Raw genomic sequence first — 15,766 nt, forward strand, 5'->3', positions numbered from 1 at the left:
TCAGACCTCCCCCTGCCGCTTCGGCTGCGAGTCATGGGTGGCCCAGTCCAGCAGCCCCAGGAAGGAACGGTTGAGCAGCGCCGAGTCCGCTGAACTCAGCGGCCTGCGGGAGAGCAGCAGCGCCTGCCCGTAGAGGGCTTCGACGGCGATCCCGGCCAGTTCCCGGTCCTCGATCGCGGCGATCCTGCGCACCAGCGGGTTGTGGTGGTTGAGCACCAGCCGGGCCCGGGGCGCGCTGCCGCGCAGCGAGCCGAGGATGCCGGCCCAGAGCGCGTCGGAGCTCTGCTCGGTCTCGGCGCGGGCGCGCTCGTGCCGTGCCTCGCGGTCGTCCAGGTGCAGCGCGGGCACGCCGACCGGTTGGAAGGTGCGCAGCGCCACGTCGCAGCCGAGCGGTTCCAGCCGGGTGCGGGCGGTGGCCAGGAAGGAGGCGAGGGCCAGCTCGACCCCGGGCTCGACCGGGTCCAGGCTGGCGGTGATCGTGCCGGCGTCCAGGTCGGCGACCACCGTGCCCGGCAGCACCTGCGGCAGTAGCGCCACCAGGTCGGCGTCATAGGTGTAGCCGCCGTTGACGACGCCGATGCCCTGGGCGGCGGCGATCGGGGCGATCTGGCGGAACTCCTCCACGCTGGCGGCCAGGTGGACCGTGCCGTGGTCCCGGGCGAAGGCGTCCAGCGAAGTACGCCCGTCGCTGGTCTCCACGGTGAGCCAGGGCAGCATCAGCCGCAGCATCTCCGGGTCGTGCCTGGCCAGCGACTTGACCCCGAGCTGATGCACCGCCAGAAAGCGGCCGAGCCGCTCCGGGTCGCCGGCGGCCAGGGTCTCCAGCCAGTTCCGGACGGTGCCGCCCAGCGCCTCCCGCACCGCGGCCAGGGTCTCGTCCTCGTAGAGGCTCTCCCGGGAGGCGGTGGGCCGCAGCGTGTCAGTGTCGAGCACGCAGCGGACGAAGAAGGCCCACTCAGGGAGCAGCCCCTCGGCCCGGTCGGTGAGCAGCATGCCCTTGAGTGAGACTCGGTGCCCGCCGCGCTGGGTCGGGCTGGCGGCCGCGGGCAGGATGTAGCCGACGCCGCGGATGCCGGCCAGCGGCACGTCCAGGTCGATGACGTCCAGCGGTTCGAAGCCGAACAGCCCGGCGCAGTGCCGGGCCAGGGCGACCCGGCGGGCGGCCGGGGTCGGGTAGGGGCGGGCCCAGACCGGCGGCAGCTCGGTGACCGGCTGCTCGACCCCGTCCGGGCCGACCACGGCCACGTCGTAGGGCAGCAGCGAGCCGAAGTCCCGGGCCAGCTCCAGCACCCGCTCCGGGGCCAGCCACTCCCCCGCGCCGGGCCGGGCGACCAGGTGCACGGTGGTGCCGGGCTCGGTGCGGGCCTCCTCGGGCAGTGTCCGCACGGTGTACGAGCCGTCGTCGCGGGCCGCCCACTCCACCGGCGGCTCCTGCGGGAAGCGGGCGGAGCGGGTGACCACCCGGATCTCCTGGGCGACCACGAAGCAGGCCAGCAGCCCGATCCCGAACTGGCCCAGGAACTCGCGCCGGGCCGACTCCAGGCCGTCCCGCTTGGAGCTGCGGCCGATGGTGGCCAGCAGGGTGTGCACATCGCTGCCGGTCAGACCGATGCCGGAATCCTCTATCCGCAGCTCGCCGGGCCCGGCGTACAGCCGCACCAGCGCGGGCGCGTCCGCGTCGTCGAGCCGCCGCGCGGTGATCGCGTCGACGGCGTTCTGCAGCAGCTCGCGGACGTAGACCCGCGGGCTGGAGTAGAGGTGGTGCGAGAGCAGGTCGACCAGGCCGCGCAGATCGACCTGGAAGGTGTGGGCGGACGGTTCGGCGCCGCCGGTGGCGGCAGGGCGTGCTTCAGGTGTCATGGAGTGGGTGCACGGTCGTGGCCGCACGTGGTCGGGCGATCAGCAGCTGATCGCACAAAGGGGGGACGCCGCCCATGGTAGGGGCGCATGCCGACGGCCGACCAGGGAGTTTGTAGGCTCCCTGATCATGGGTCACACCCTCCCACCCGGGTCTGACAATCGCCGCTCTTCCCCTTCTGGGGCTACCAGGACGTGACGCTGGAACGTCCTGGCGCGGTGGGGCCGCCGCCACCCCCGTGGGCGGCGGCCTCCACCCGCCCGCGATCGGCGATCCGCCCGCTGCTCTCGGCAAGATCGGCCGTGCCCCCACCCTCGGGCCGCGGGCCGGGGCGGGTCAACGCCGTTTCGGCGATGTGGGACAGATCTGGGACAGCCGCCCCGCCCGAAAGGTCGGGGACGGACGGATATAGGGTCCGTCCAGCAATGGACGTGCAGGAACTGGTGTACGAGAAGGGGTCTCCATGGGCGGCGTCGGCACGAGCACCACCGGTCCCGGACCGGTCGGCGACGATCCGTCGGGTCGACTGGCCGCCGAACTGCGCGGGCTGCAGGCCTCCTCCGGCCGGAGCCTGCGCGAGCTGGAGGCCGACACCCACGCCAGCAGTTCCTCGCTGTCCCGCTACCTGACCGGGCGCTCGCTGCCGCCCTGGCCCGTGGTCGAGGCCCTGGCCCGACTGGCCGACCGCGACCCGGCGCTGCTCCGGCCGCTCTGGGAGGCCGCCCGCAAGGGACGCTCCGCCGCCGGCTCGGCCAGGAACGACCTGCCCCGGGACACCCTGCGCTTCGTCGGCCGGTCGGCCGAGTGCGGGCTGCTGCTGGCCGAACCGGGGGTCTGGGTGCTGGACGGGATGGCCGGGGTCGGCAAGACCGCCCTCGCCGTCCACACCGCGCACCTGATGGCGGACACCCACCCGGACGGGCGGTTCTACCTCAATCTGCACGGGCACACCTCCGGCCGCGGCCCGATGCAGCCGGACACCGCGCTGGAGACCCTGCTGCGCGCGCTGGGCCTGCCCAGCGGCCGGATCCCCGAGGACAGCGACGAGCGAGCCGCCCTGTGGGCGGGCCGAACTGGTCTCCCGACGGGCCGTGGTGGTGCTCGACAACGCCGTGGACGAGGCCCAGGTCGGCCCGCTGCTGCCGGGGACGACCGCGAGCGGCGGTGCTGGTGACCAGCCGGCGGCGGATGGTCGGCCTGGACAACGTCCGCCCGCTCTCGCTGGATGTGATCGCCCCGACCGAGGCGGTCGAGCTGTTCACCGCCGTCGCCGGCGAACGGACCGACCCGGCCGAGCGCGAGGCCGTCGAAGAGATCGTGCGGCTCTGCGGATACCTGCCGCTGGCGGTCCGGATCTGCGCCGCCCGGCTGCGGCACCGCCCGGCCTGGACCGCGGTCGCGCTGGTCGACCGGCTTGCGCCGGGAGAACCGGCGGCTGGCCGAACTGGACGCCGGCGACGGCGGGGTGGCCGCGGCCCTGGCCCTGTCCGCCTCGCAGCTGGACCGGCCCTCGGCCCGGCTGTTCGGGCTGCTGGGCTCGGCGCCCTCGCCCGAGGTCGACGCCTATCTGGCCTCGGCGCTGGCGGACTCCCCGCTGGAGGAGACCGAGCAGCTGCTGGAGGACCTGGTCGATGTGCACGTGCTGGAACTCCCGGCCTCGGGCCGCTACCGGCTGCACGACCTGACCCGTGACTACGCCCGCAGCCGGGAGGTGCCCGACCGGGACACCGCGCAGCACCGGATGTTCGACTACTACCTGCACTGCACCATCTCCGCCGCCCAGCTGTTCGACCCCTACCAGGCGGCCCGGTCGAGTGCCACCCCGGTGGTCCACCGTCCGTCCCACGCACCGGAGTTCGCGGACCGGGAACAGGCCGTGGCCTGGTGGGAGTCGGAGTCGGGCAACCTGGTGGACGCGGCCAGGGCGGCGCTGGAGGCGGGCGAACCGCGCCGGACCATCGCCCAGGCCAGAAAGGCCAACCGCTTCTTCCTGCTGCACGGCCGGACCCAGGAGTGGATCACCATGAGCGCGCTGGCCCTGCGGGCGGCCCGGCAGACCGGCGACGCCGGTGACGAGGCCTGGTCGCTGCTGGCCTGCGGCGCCGCCTGCCGCCGGGCCGGGGACGTGCCCGGCGCGCTGGCGCGACTGCGCGAGGGCCGGGAGCTGGCGCTGCGGCGCGGGCCGGTCAGCGACGAGGGCTTCATCCTCAACGCGCTGGGCCTGGTCCACGGCGACCTGTGGGAGCTGGACACCGCGATCGAGACCTTCCAGGAGGTCATCGCGGTGTTCGAGGCGGCGGACGACTCCCGGGGCACCGGCGTGGCCATGGTGAACCGGGCCGAGATGCTGCTCCGGCGCGGGCGGGTGCCGGAGGCCCTGGACCAGGCCAGGGCCGCCCTGCGGATCTTCGAGGCGGATGTGAACCCGGCCGGCGCGACCAAGGCCCATGGCGTCCTCGGCGCGATCCAGCACCGGCTCGGCGATCTCGACGCCGCCCGGGACAGCTTCCAGGCCTCGCTGGAGAGCGCCCGGCGGATCGGCTTCCGGGAGCTGGAGGTCAGCGCCTGCAACGGACTCGCGGTGACCGGCCGGGACGCCGGCGACCTGGCCGCGGCCTTCGCCCACCACGCGGAGGTGGCCCGGCTGGTCACCGAGGAGGACCACCCGGAGCAGCCCGGCTTCCTCAACGACCGGGCCCGCACCCACCTCAGGGCAGGACAGCACCGACAGGCCGGGGACGACGCGGCCCAGGCCCTCGACCTCGCCCGCGAACGCCGCAGCGCCTACGAGGAGGCCCGCGCGCTGCGCACTCTGGCCGCCCTCGCCTCCTCGGCGGGCGAACCGGGGGCGGGCGGCCCGGAGGCGGGCGGCCCGGGGGCGGGCGGCCCGGAGGCGGGCGGCCCGGAGGCCGAGCAGCTCACGGCCCAGGCCGCCGCGATCCTCGCCGCCCTGGGCGCCGACGACGCCGCCCCGCTGCCCTGAACCCCGCGAAACCGCAGGCTGACCTGCGGACCTTCCCCCGCGTCCCCGTACCATCGTGGCCATGAACGACTTCCGTACGGCGGGGCACGCCGCCGTGGACCTGCTGGCCGACTACCTGGGGGCGCTCCCCGAAGGACCGGTCTGGCAGCCCATGGACCCCGCCGTCCGCGAGCGCCTGCTGACCCTCCCGCTGCCGCGGGGCGGCCGCGGTCTGGACGAGCTGGTCGCGGACATCGGCGGCGAGGTGCTGCCGTATCCGATGGGCAACGGCCACCCCCGCTTCTTCGGCTGGGTCAATGCCGCCCCCGCCCCGGCCGGGGTGCTGGCGACGCTGGCCGCCGCCGCGATGAACCCCAGCTCGGCCGGCGGCGACCACGTCGACGTGCACCTGGAGCGGACGGTGGTCCGCTGGATCGCCGAGCTGGCCGGATTCCCGCACCAGCCCGGCGGCGGGCTGCTCACCTCGGGCGCGTCCATGGCGACCATCGTGGCGCTGGGATCGGCTCGCAACCGGGCCGCCCGACTGCTGGGCGTGGACGTCCGGGAGCAGGGCGTGGCCGCGCTGCCGCCGCTGGTCGGCTATGTCAGCGCGGAGACCCACTCCTGCGTCCGCAAGGCCGCCGAGCTGCTCGGCCTGGGCAGCCGCAACCTGCGCGCGGTCCGCACCGACGCCGCCGGGCACCTGGACCCGGTCGCGCTGCTCGACCAGGTGCGGGCCGACCGCGCGGCCGGGCTGCACCCGTTCCTGGCCGTCGCCTCCGCCGGGACGGTCAACACCGGCGCGGTGGACGACCTGGCCGCGATCGCCGACCTCTGCGCGGCCGAGGAGCTGTGGCTGCATGTGGACGGCGCTTATGGGGCCTTCGGGGTGCTGGACCCGGTCTCGGCGCACCGCTACACCGGTCTTGACCGCGCCGATCGCTGGCGCTGGACCCGCACAAGTGGCTCGGCGTCCCGGTCGACTGCGGCTGCGTGCTGGTCCGCGACCCGGTGGAGCTGCGCGGCACCTTCAGCCTGGTGCCCGCCTACCTGCGCGACGACAACGCGGACGGCCTGGGCTGGTTCTCCGAGTACGGCATCGAGCAGACCCGCCCGTTCCGCTCGCTGAAGGTCTGGGCCACCATCGCCGCCTCCGGCCGCGACGGGATCTCCCACGGCGTGGCCCACTGCACCGCGATGGCCCGCCGCCTCGGCGAACTCGTGGACGCCGAACCGGCGTTGGAACTGCTGGCGGCGGTGGAGACCTCCATCACCGCATTCCGCTACGCCCCTGACGGCGCATCAGAGGCCTTGCTGAACCAGGTCAACCAGGCGCTCCCGACCGCGATCCAGGAACGCGGCCGCACCTTCGTCACCGGCACCGTGCTGGACGGCCGGGAGGCCGTCCGCGCCTGCCTGATCAACCCCGCCGTCACCGAGGCCGACCTCGCCGTCCTGGTCGAGGAGGCCGTCGCCACCGGCGCCGGCCTCCTCGCTGCACTGACCGTCACGTCCTGAACGGGTCCTACTCGACGACGAGCTCGACCGGGATGTTGCCGCGGGTGGCGTTGGAGTACGGGCAGACCTGGTGCGCCTGGTCGACCAGCTTGCGGCCGGTGTCGCCCTGCAGCGCCTCCGGGAGCTCGACCCGCAGCACCACGGCCAGGCCGAAGCCGCCGGTGCCGTTGCTGCCGATGCTGACCTCGGCGGTGACCGAGGCCTCGCTGGTGTCGACCTTCTCCTGGCGGCCGATCAGGCCGAGCGCGCTGGCGAAGCAGGCGGCATAGCCGGCCGCGAACAGCTGCTCGGGGTTGGTGCCCTTGCCGTCGCCGCCCAGCGCCGGCGGCATGGCCAGGGTGAGGTCGAGCTGGCCGTCGGAGCTGATCGCACGCCCCTCGCGTCCATTGGCAGTGGCTGCGGCGGTGTAGATGGCGTCCATGGCTGTCCCCAATTCAGTGTCCGAGTTGTCCGTGCCTGAGCCTCAATAACAGCACACAATTCAATTGCGCACAACTAGATAGTATCCTTGAGGCATGTCGCAGCAACCGCCCGCCACCGAAGACCTCCTCCGACTGGAGCACCAGGTCTGCTTCGCCCTGCACAGCGCCTCCCGGGCCTTCGGCGGCGTCTACCGCGAAGCCCTGCGCGACATAGAGCTCACCTACCCCCAATACCTGGCCATGCTCACCCTCTGGGAACACGGCGAGCTGCCGGTCAAGCGGATGGGCGAACTGCTCCGCCTGGATTCCGGCACGCTCTCCCCGTTGCTCAAGCGGCTGGACACGGCGGGGCTGGTGCAGCGCACCCGGAACCCGGAGGATGAACGCTCCGTCATCGTCCGGTTGACGTCGGCGGGATCCGCGCTGCGCGATCGGGCCCAGCAGGTCCCCCGCACCATCGCCGCCAGCACCGGCCTGGACCTGGACGAAATCCAGGCGCTGCACGGCATGCTCAACCGCCTCACCGAGCGACTGGACGCGTCATTGGCCCCGCCGCCGCGGAATGATCAACCGAGACCCCGTTCCCGTGCCAGACTGTGCCTGCACTCGACCGATACAGGAGGTCCCCATGGCTGATGACGCAGCTGCCGACAGCGCGACCGGCGCCGCGACCGCGCCGGATGAGTCGGCAGAGATCTCGACCGAGACAGCGGCGACTGAGAGCGCCGCGACCGAGAACGCCGCGGCCGAGAGCCCGGCGGAGGACGTCAAGCGCAAGTTCCGCGAGGCCCTCGCCCGCAAGAGCGGCCAGTCGGCCGACGCCGCGGCGGCGGGCGGCTCCGGTGAGTCGTCCAAGATCCACGGCACCCACGGCAAGTCCGGCGGGCAGCGCGACTTCCGCCGCAAGAGCGGCTGACCGAGCACCGACAGGAAGCCGGCGGAATGCCGGCAACAAGCAGAACGGCGGGCCACTCGGCCCGCCGTTCTGCTTGTTGCCGCCCTGCTGCAAGCGGCAGGATGTCCTGCATGACCACCATGCGCAAGGGCTCAAACCTCCCCGTGCCGACGACCGCCCTGCACGCGGTGGTGAGCTGGCGCAACGACGGGCGCACGCCCGATGTGGACGTGTCCGCGCTGCTGCTCGCCACCACGGGCAAAGTCCGCTCGGACGCCGACTTCGTCTTCTACAACCAGCCGACCCACGCCTCCGGCTCGGTCCGACATGAGGGCAAGCGGGTCCAGCCCGGCGAGACCATGGACGCGGTCCTGGTGGATCTGGGCCGGGTCGAACCGGGCATCGACCGGATCGTGGTCGGCGCCTCGGCCGACGGCGGGACCTTCGGCCAGGTGCCCGGGCTCCGGCTGCGGGTGCTGACCCAGGACGGCGGGGCGGTCGCCGAGTTCGACATCGAGGGCGCCAGCAGTGAGACGGCGTTCCTGTTCGGCGAGTTCTACCGGCGGGCCGGGGAGTGGAAGTTCCGCGCCGTCGGCCAGGGCTACGCCTCCGGGCTCGAGGGCCTGGCCACCGACTTCGGCATCTCGGTGGAGGGCGACGACAACGCCCCCGCCGCCCAGCAGCAGGCCCCGGCCCCGCAGGCCCCGCCGCAGCCGCCGCCGGCCGCCCCGTACCAGCAGCCCCAGGCCCCGGCCCCGGGGTACGGCCCGCCCCCGGCCGGCTTCGGCCCCCCGCCGCCGGTCTACGGCTCGCCGGTCCCGGCCGCGAACCCGCAGTACCAGCAGTACGCCCAGCCGCAGTACGCGCAGCCCACCCAGGCCGTCCAGGTCCCGCCGTCCTACAGCGCCACCCCGCCCGGGCCTCCCGGACCGCCCCCGGCCGCCCCGCTCTACGGCGCGCAGCCCGGGTACGCCGCCCCGGCCGCGCCGGCCGGCCCCGGCGGGATCAGCCTGAAGAAGCAGAAGCTGATCAACCTGGAGAAGCAGCTCGCCGACCGCGGCGACCAGAACCTGCTCGACCTCACCAAGCGCGCCGCGATCACCCTGGAGAAGCGCGGCCTCGGCGAGCACACCGCGCGGGTCGCGCTCTGCCTGGACATCTCCGCGTCCATGTCCATGCTGTACCGCTCCGGCAAGGTCCAGGCGCTGGTGGAGCGGGTGCTCGCGCTGGGGCTGCGCTTCGACGACAACGCCGAGGTGGACGTCTTCCTCTTCGGCCGCGACGGCCACGAGGCCGGCAGCGTCGGGCTGACCAGCTACCAGGGCTGGACCGACCAGATGCTGCAGCGGTGGCGGCTGGAGGGCGGCACCGACTACGCCGCCGCGATGCACCTGATCCGCAAGCAGTACTTCGGCTCCGGCAGCAAGCGCAAGAAGCCGCACGCGGACCGCCAGCCGGTCTATGTGATGTTTGTGACGGACGGTCACACCACCAGCGAGCAGGCGACCAAGGACCATGTGATGTCGTCCAGCTACGAGCCGCTGTTCTGGCAGTTCATGGGGATCGGCCGCTCCTCCAAGTCGGTGGACGCCCCGCCCGCGGCGCAGGCCCCGCCGCCGCCGCCGGTCAGCCAGTCGCGCTTCGCCCGCCGGATGCAGAGCCTGACCGCCAACTGGGGCGACGGCACCTTCCGCTTCCTGGAGGAGCTGGACGACATGCCCGGCCGCTTCCTGGACAACGCCGACTTCTTCTGCGTCCAGGACCCGGCCAATCTGTCGGACGAGCAGCTGTTCGAGCTGATGATGAACGCCTACCCGACCTGGCTGCAGCAGGCCCACGCCCAGGGCCTGATCACCCCGTAGCACCGAACCGGTTCACACCCCGCGGACGTCGCCGCCCCGCGTACGCAGCACCGCGGCGACGTCCTCGGCCAGCCCCGGCAGGTCGTCGGCGGCCAGCCGGGACACCGTGAGCCGGATCCCGGGCGGCGAGGCCAGCCGGAACCTCGCCCCGGCCGCCACCCCCCAGCCGCGCTGCAGCAGCCCGGCCACCGCGACGGTCTCGTCCGGCACCGGGATCCAGACGTTCAGCCCGCTGCGCCCGTGCCCGGTCACCCCGCGCGCGGCCAGCTCCGCCAGCAGCCCGTCCCGCCGGGCCCGGTAGGAGGCCGCGGCCGGGGCGGTGTCCTCGGCCGCCCACAGCGCCGCCACCGTGCGCTGCAGCAGATGGCTGACCCAGCCGGCGCCGAGCCGCTGCCGGCCCTTCACCCGGTCGACGGTTTCGGTGTCCCCGGTGAACACCGCCACCCGCAGGTCCGGGCCCAGCGATTTGGCCGCGGAGCGGACCACCGCCCACGCCGCGGTGCTCGTGCCGCCGTCGGGTCCGGCGCAGAGCGGGTGGATCGGCAGGTCGACGATGCCGTGCCCGTGGTCGTCCTCGACCAGCAGCACCTCCGGGTGCCCGGCCAGCAGCCCGCGCAGCACGGCCGCCCGTTCGGCGCCGACCGAGGCCCCGGTGGGGTTCTGGGCCCGGGAGGTGACCACCACCGCCCGTACCCCGTCCGCCAGCGCCCGGGCCACCTCGGCCGGGACCGGGCCCTGGTCGTCCACCGCGACCGGCACGGCCTTCAGTCCGAGCGCGGGCAGCAGGTCCATCAGGCTGCCCCAGCCGGGATCCTCGATCGCCACCGAGTCGCCGGGGCGCAGCCGGGCCAGGAAGATCCGCTCGATCGCGTCCAGCGAGCCCGAGGCCACCCCGACCGGCCCGGGAGGCAGGCCGTCAGCGGCGAAGGAGGCCTCGGCCAGGGCCCGCAGCCGGGGGTCGACGGCCGGACCCCCGTACATCACCGGGTTCGCGGCGTGAGCCAGCGCGGCCTCCCGCGCGGCCTGTTCGAGGCCGGGCAGCAGGGCGGTGTCGGGGTTGCCGTCGGCGAGGTTGCGCGCGCCGTCGGGGAGGTCCAGCCTGGCCGAGTCGCGCGGGGTCAGCGAGGGCCTGGCCCGGACCCGGCTGCCGCGGCGTCCGGCGGTCTCGATCACCCCGCGGTCGCGCAGCAGCCGGTAGGCGGCGGCGACAGTGTTGGGGTTGACCCCAGCTCGGTGGCGAGGTCCCGGAGCGGGGGCAGCGCGGCCCCGGGCTCCAGCTCGCCGCTGCCGACCGCCTGCTCGACGTCGGCGGCGATCTCTGTGGCACGGCGTCCGCGAATCCGATAATCTCCTAGCACAAAGATCATTATGCACTAGTGCATATCTGCCTGTCGAACGCGCGAGGACGTGACCCCACCATGCCGATCCACCCCCGGCCATGCTGATCCACCCCTGGGACCGGGGCGGCGACGACGAGTGGCGCGGGTGGCTCGCCCAGCGCGACTTCGGCCTGCTCGCCGCCAACGGCCCGGACGGCGCCGCGCCCGTCCTGGTCCCCACCCACTTCCTCTACCCGGGCCACCCGGGCGCGGACGAGGTGCTGCTGCACCTGGCCCGGCCGAACCCGGTCTGGGCCGCGATCGAGGCCAACCCCCGGCTCACCCTGGCCGTGACCGACGACTACGCCTTCGTCCCCGGCCCCTGGCGCGCCCCGGCCGGCGTCCCGGCCGAGGAGGGCGTCCCCACCAGCTACTACACCTCGGTGCATCTGGTCTGCAGCGCCACCGTGGTCGACGACCCGGCCGAGAAGGCCGCCCTGCTGGACCGTCAGGTGCGACGGTTCCAGCCGGACACCGAGCACCGGCCGATCGTCCCGGGCGAGGGGCCGTTCGGCCGGATGCTGTCGGGCATCCGCGGGCTGCGGCTGCAGATCACCGAGGTGCTGCCCAAGTTCAAGTACGACGACAAGAAGCCGGTCGAGCTGCAGACCGAGGTGGCCGAGCGGCTCAGGGAACGCGCCCTCCCCCGCGACCCCGCCGCCCGGGCCCAGCTGCTCCGCCGCCGCGACGCCCGCAGCTAGGCCCGCAGCCAGGCCCGGCGGGCCAGGCACCCGGCACCTCCCATGGCGGCACGGCTGCTACCACAACCGTCGAACACTGACGCGACATCACCACGACTGCCCTGGGCCGTCCGGGGCAGGCTCACACCCGGACGGCGCAGGGAACGGCCCTGCTGCCACCCCCGTCCGGATCAACGTTCATACGCTGGTCGGACGGACCATCAGCGCAGGGCGGCGGCCACCACCGCGGCCCGCAGCACCTCCGGGAGCCTCCACTGACCAGCACCGCGACACCACAGCCCCGTGCCTCCGGAGAAGGCAGCATCGGCCACGTCGTCTTCATCGCCGCGGCCGCGGCCATGGGCGGGTTTCTCTTCGGCTACGACAGCTCCGTGATCAGCGGTGCCGTCACCGGCATCCAGAAGCACTTCGCCGTCGGCAGCGGCGAGACCGCGCTGGTGGTGTCCTCCGCCCTGCTCGGCTCCGCGGTCGGCGCGATGGGCGCGGGCTGGCTCGGCGACCGGATCGGCCGGATCAAGGTCATGCAGATCGCGGCCGTGCTCTTCGCCATCAGCGGCGTCGGGTCCATGTTCCCGCCCAACATCTTTGTGCTCGGCGTCTGGCGCGTGGTCGGCGGCATCGCCATCGGCATGGCCTCGGTGATCGCCCCCGCCTACATCGCCGAGGTGGCGCCGCCCGCCATCCGCGGTCGGCTGGCGTCGTTCCAGCAAGCCGCGATCGTGCTCGGGATCTTCATCTCCCAGCTCGTCAACTACGCCCTGAACGAGGGCGCCGGCGGCAGCCCCAACAACCCGATCGCCGGCATCCAGGCCTGGCAGTGGATGCTGGGCGTGGAGACCATTCCGGCCCTGGTCTACTTCCTGATGTCCTACGCGATCCCGGAGTCCCCGCGCTTCCTGATCTCCATCGGCAAACTGGACCGGGCGAAGCAGGTCCTGGTCGACGTCGAGGGCCCGGAGAGCGACCCGGACGCCCGCATCGCCGAGATCCAGGGGGTCATGGCCAGCGAGCACAAGTCCAGCCTGCGCGACCTGCTCGGCGGCCGGGCCGGGTTGAAGGCGATCGTCTGGATCGGCATCGGCGCCTCGGTGTTCCAGCAGTTCGTCGGCATCAACGTGATCTTCTACTACTCCTCGCTGCTGTGGCAGTCGGTCGGCATCAACGCCAGCAACTCGCTGCTGATCAGCGTCTCCACCTCACTGGTCAACATCATCGGCACGGTCATCGCGATCGCCCTGGTCGACCGCATCGGCCGCCGCCCGCTCGCGCTGGCCGGCTCGGCCGGCATGGCCGTCGCGCTGGCCACCGCCGCCTGGGCCTTCTCCTACCGCCACGGCACCGGCACCACCGCCACCCTGCCCAACCTGCAGGCCACCGTGGCCCTGGTCGCCGCCCACGTCTTCGTCCTCTGCTTCGCCTTCTCCTGGGGCGTGGTGGTCTGGGTCCTGCTCGGCGAGATGTTCCCCAACAAGATCCGCGCGCTGGCCCTCTCCGTTGCCGCGGCGGCCCAGTGGATCGCCAACTGGGCCATCACCGTCAGCTTCCCGTCCCTCTCCGACTGGAACCTCTCGGCCACGTACGTCATCTACGCCTGCTTCGCCCTGCTCTCGATCCCCTTCGTCTACTTCTTCATCAAGGAGACCAAGGGCCGCACCCTGGAATCCATGGGCTGACGCCCCGGGTTCGGACGGCTCCCGCAGGGTGCTTCTGACCTGGAACTATCGTGCTTCGACCGCATCAGAGGGGCTGCTCCTCCCACCAGGAGGGCGGCCCCTCCGTGGTACCCGGGTGTCAGTTACCCGACCGGTCCCGTCCCGGCCCGCTGCACTGCGGCGAGCGCCGACCTCTACCCGGCCGGGCACGTCACCACCGAGGAGCGTCCCGGGCATCCGCTGGTCTGGGCTGTCATGGCCTGTGCCAAGTACATGGGCGGCCGATGATGACCGCAGTCGCCCCGAACGACGGCCGCGTACTCGACGTGCCCGGTGCGGCATGACGGCCCCGACAGCCCGACGCCGTGACTACTACCGGGAGCCGACCGAGGGTATGCGGGCACGTCTGTTCGGCGACGACCCAGACTCCCCGACCCGGTCCGGCCGCTCCCATGGGAGCGGCACGTCCGTTCCTTCCCGCGCTTGGGTGATGCGAAGACCAGGCCGACGCCGGGCAGCGTCTTCACCTGGAACCCGACGTGGAGCCATCCCGTGTCGAATCCGATCTCATCAACAGATACAGGTGCTGCCCGCGACCGCCGTATCGATCACCCGCCGAGCCTGTCGGTACCCACCGCGACCAGCGAAGGAGTAGACAACGGAGACATCTCCACAGGCACCAGCCCTGCCCGAGGCACTGCACGGGATGATGGTGGCTTCGATGTCAGTGGGCCGCCGTATGGTGGCCCGATGATCCGGAACGTGGTCGACAAGCGGGCCGTCGAGGCGGCGGTCCTCGATGCCCGGCAGGCGGTGGCCAGGTTCGATGGCGCCTGCGAGTGGCTGGCCGCTGCCAAGCTGGGGCCGATGGAGCCGCTCGCGGCCGAGGTCTGGGTGTTCGACGAGGGCCTTTCCCGGGTTCTGCTGGTGAAGCACCGTTGGCGGGGGTGGGTTCCGCCGGGCGGGAAAGTCGAGGTCGGGGAGACACCGCGCGAGGGGGCGGGTCGAGAACTACTCGAAGAGACGGGCCTTCGAGTGCAACTGTTGCCCGAACCAGCAGCGGTGGCGGTTCGCTCCTACCACCCGGACTATTCGGTCACCCTCGGGTTGTCGTATGCCGCGGTCGTTGATGCGGCGACCCCGTTGGTCGCGGAGAGCGGGCAGCCGGTGGCCTGGAAAGATCTGAACGAGGACTGGGAGAGCTGCTTTCCCCACGATCCCTCCCGCATCCGTCAGCATGCGGCGTGGCTGACGGCTCGTCGGGCGGACCGTCACTGAGCGGCTGACGTGGTTCCGCCCCCGCGGACGACGACGATCGAGCGGGGTCCGCGCGTGCCCACGATCGCCCTTCTGCACGCGATCGCCCAGGAGCTCGGCGTGCCTACCGCCGCACTGCTCGCGGAGGCCCCGGCCGCCGCAGCGAAGACCCCGAGACGAGACCGGGCGGGGCACCGCCACCATCCAGGTGCGTCAAGCTCACCCGCGGCACCCGGACGGTGGCCGACAGCCGCCCGCGCCCGCGCCCGCGAAAGTCTGAGGAGGCCCGGTCGTCTCGCGAGTCGCCGCATTCACGCGTGCAGTCGCAGCTGTTCGAGCACCTCGGCGACCCGGGCGCGGTCGTCCCCTTCGAGGCCGCGCAGCGGTAGTGGGAGGCTGCGGGGCGGGGTGAGACCGACCTGGGCGGCGGCCTCGGCGATCACACGGAGGGAACCGTGCTGGGCGTAGAGGTCCCACAGCGGTTGGAGCCGCTGCGACTCCTCCCGGGCGCGATCGGCGTCGCCGGCCTGGGCGGCCCGGGTGATCGTCAGGGCCGGTTCGGGGAAGGCGCCGGCGACCACCGAGTACCAGGCGTCGCACCCGGCGTTCAACCCCGCCGCCCCGAAGGCATCCCCGCTGACGCCCACGGTCACCGTCGCCGGCAGGATCTGCCGCAGCCGCTGGATCCGGGCCGCGGCGGACTCGGCGGCCGCAGGGTCCGCGGGTACGCCGGGGATCTTGACGGACGCGACGTGCGGCAGCCCGGCCACCCGCGCGTACAGCTCGTCGGTGAAGGTGAAGCGGGTGGTGCCCGGGTTGTCATAGACCACCAGCGGCACCGAGAGCTCCGCCGTGACGTCCTCGAAGAGCCCGAACACGTCGTCCTCGGTCAGCGGCTGATACGACACCGGTGCCAGCAGCACGCCGGACGCCCCCGCGTTCTGCGCGTCCTCGGCCGCCTCCAGCACGTGCCTGGTGCGCAGTGCGCCGATGCCCACGACCACCGGGGTGCGCCCGGCGTTTTCCACGGCGACCCGGGCAGCGCGGGCGCGTTCCTCGCGGGTCAGGTAGGCGTACGACCCGGTGGAACCCAGTGCCCCGATCGAGTCGACTCCGGCGGCGGCAAGCCGGCCGACCAGGGCCGCGAAGGCCTTCTCGTCGATACCGGATTCGTTGATCGGGGTGAGCGGAAAGGCACTGAGGCCAGTGAACACGGCGGGCTCCCGGATGGCTGTGCGGTCAAGGGGGGTGAGGCGAAGG

At 73.1% G+C, this 15,766-nt stretch carries 11 protein-coding genes and 2 pseudogenes; 9 read left to right on the forward strand and 4 right to left on the reverse strand.

The annotated features are described in order from the left end of the window. Positions 1–1,860: an HSP90 family protein gene (locus ACXKR8_RS10275; protein ID WP_458272595.1), complete on the reverse strand. Its 1,860-nt coding sequence runs from the start codon at positions 1,858–1,860 to the stop codon at positions 1–3. A 461-nt stretch (positions 1,861–2,321) separates the two neighbouring features. Here ACXKR8_RS10275 and ACXKR8_RS10280 point away from each other — a divergent pair, with 461 nt between their 5' ends. The 3 genes and pseudogenes from ACXKR8_RS10280 (at position 2,322) to ACXKR8_RS10290 (ending at position 6,338) form a co-directional block, all read left to right on the forward strand. Then, a complete protein-coding gene (locus tag ACXKR8_RS10280; protein WP_462100440.1) occupies positions 2,322–3,032 on the forward strand; it encodes a helix-turn-helix domain-containing protein in 711 nt (236 codons plus the stop codon). Positions 3,033–3,272: 240 nt separating this feature from the next. Beyond that, a complete protein-coding gene (locus ACXKR8_RS10285; protein WP_462100441.1) occupies positions 3,273–4,841 on the forward strand; it encodes a tetratricopeptide repeat protein in 1,569 nt (522 codons plus the stop codon). Between the two features lie 151 nt (positions 4,842–4,992). Next, positions 4,993–6,338, forward strand: a pseudogene (locus ACXKR8_RS10290) (pyridoxal phosphate-dependent decarboxylase family protein). Between the two features lie 7 nt (positions 6,339–6,345). Here the strand turns inward: ACXKR8_RS10290 and ACXKR8_RS10295 are convergent. After that, positions 6,346–6,759 (reverse strand): organic hydroperoxide resistance protein, encoded by a 414-nt coding sequence (locus ACXKR8_RS10295; protein WP_458272598.1) that lies wholly within the window; start codon positions 6,757–6,759, stop codon positions 6,346–6,348. 94 nt (positions 6,760–6,853) lie between these two features. Here ACXKR8_RS10295 and ACXKR8_RS10300 point away from each other — a divergent pair, with 94 nt between their 5' ends. The 3 genes from ACXKR8_RS10300 to ACXKR8_RS10310 all read left to right on the forward strand — a co-directional run bounded on the left by ACXKR8_RS10300 (position 6,854) and on the right by ACXKR8_RS10310 (position 9,517). Next, entirely contained in the window at positions 6,854–7,396 is a 543-nt protein-coding gene (locus tag ACXKR8_RS10300; protein WP_462100442.1) for a MarR family winged helix-turn-helix transcriptional regulator, read from the forward strand. Then, positions 7,389–7,676: a DUF5302 domain-containing protein gene (locus ACXKR8_RS10305; protein WP_458272600.1), complete on the forward strand. Its 288-nt coding sequence runs from the start codon at positions 7,389–7,391 to the stop codon at positions 7,674–7,676. The genes ACXKR8_RS10300 and ACXKR8_RS10305 overlap by 8 nt, the downstream gene beginning before the upstream one ends. Positions 7,677–7,786: 110 nt before the next feature. Further along, entirely contained in the window at positions 7,787–9,517 is a 1,731-nt protein-coding gene (locus ACXKR8_RS10310) for a VWA domain-containing protein (protein ID WP_458272601.1), read from the forward strand. 12 nt (positions 9,518–9,529) lie between these two features. Here ACXKR8_RS10310 and ACXKR8_RS10315 read toward each other — a convergent pair. Further along, positions 9,530–10,875 (reverse strand): annotated as a pseudogene (locus ACXKR8_RS10315) (aminotransferase class I/II-fold pyridoxal phosphate-dependent enzyme). Positions 10,876–10,955: 80 nt separating this feature from the next. On the opposite strand from ACXKR8_RS10315, the gene ACXKR8_RS10320 reads away from it, so the two are divergent. The 3 genes from ACXKR8_RS10320 (at position 10,956) to ACXKR8_RS10330 (ending at position 14,527) form a co-directional block, all read left to right on the forward strand. After that, positions 10,956–11,597 carry an FMN-binding negative transcriptional regulator gene (locus ACXKR8_RS10320; protein ID WP_458272603.1) on the forward strand — a complete coding sequence of 214 codons (642 nt, stop codon included), beginning with the start codon at positions 10,956–10,958 and terminating at the stop codon, positions 11,595–11,597. A 254-nt stretch (positions 11,598–11,851) separates the two neighbouring features. After that, positions 11,852–13,270: a sugar porter family MFS transporter gene (locus ACXKR8_RS10325; protein ID WP_458274942.1), complete on the forward strand. Its 1,419-nt coding sequence runs from the start codon at positions 11,852–11,854 to the stop codon at positions 13,268–13,270. Between the two features lie 729 nt (positions 13,271–13,999). Continuing rightward, on the forward strand, positions 14,000–14,527 hold the full coding sequence (locus ACXKR8_RS10330) for an NUDIX domain-containing protein (protein WP_458272604.1): 528 nt from the start codon (positions 14,000–14,002) through the stop codon (positions 14,525–14,527). Positions 14,528–14,817: 290 nt separating this feature from the next. On the opposite strand, the gene ACXKR8_RS10335 is transcribed toward ACXKR8_RS10330, so the two are convergent. Further along, the gene (locus ACXKR8_RS10335) at positions 14,818–15,720 is read right to left on the reverse strand and encodes a dihydrodipicolinate synthase family protein (protein WP_458272605.1); all 903 of its coding nucleotides are present in this window, start codon (positions 15,718–15,720) and stop codon (positions 14,818–14,820) included. Between the last annotated feature and the right edge of the window lie 46 nt (positions 15,721–15,766).

It is taken from the genome of Streptacidiphilus sp. PAMC 29251, from assembly GCF_054208735.2.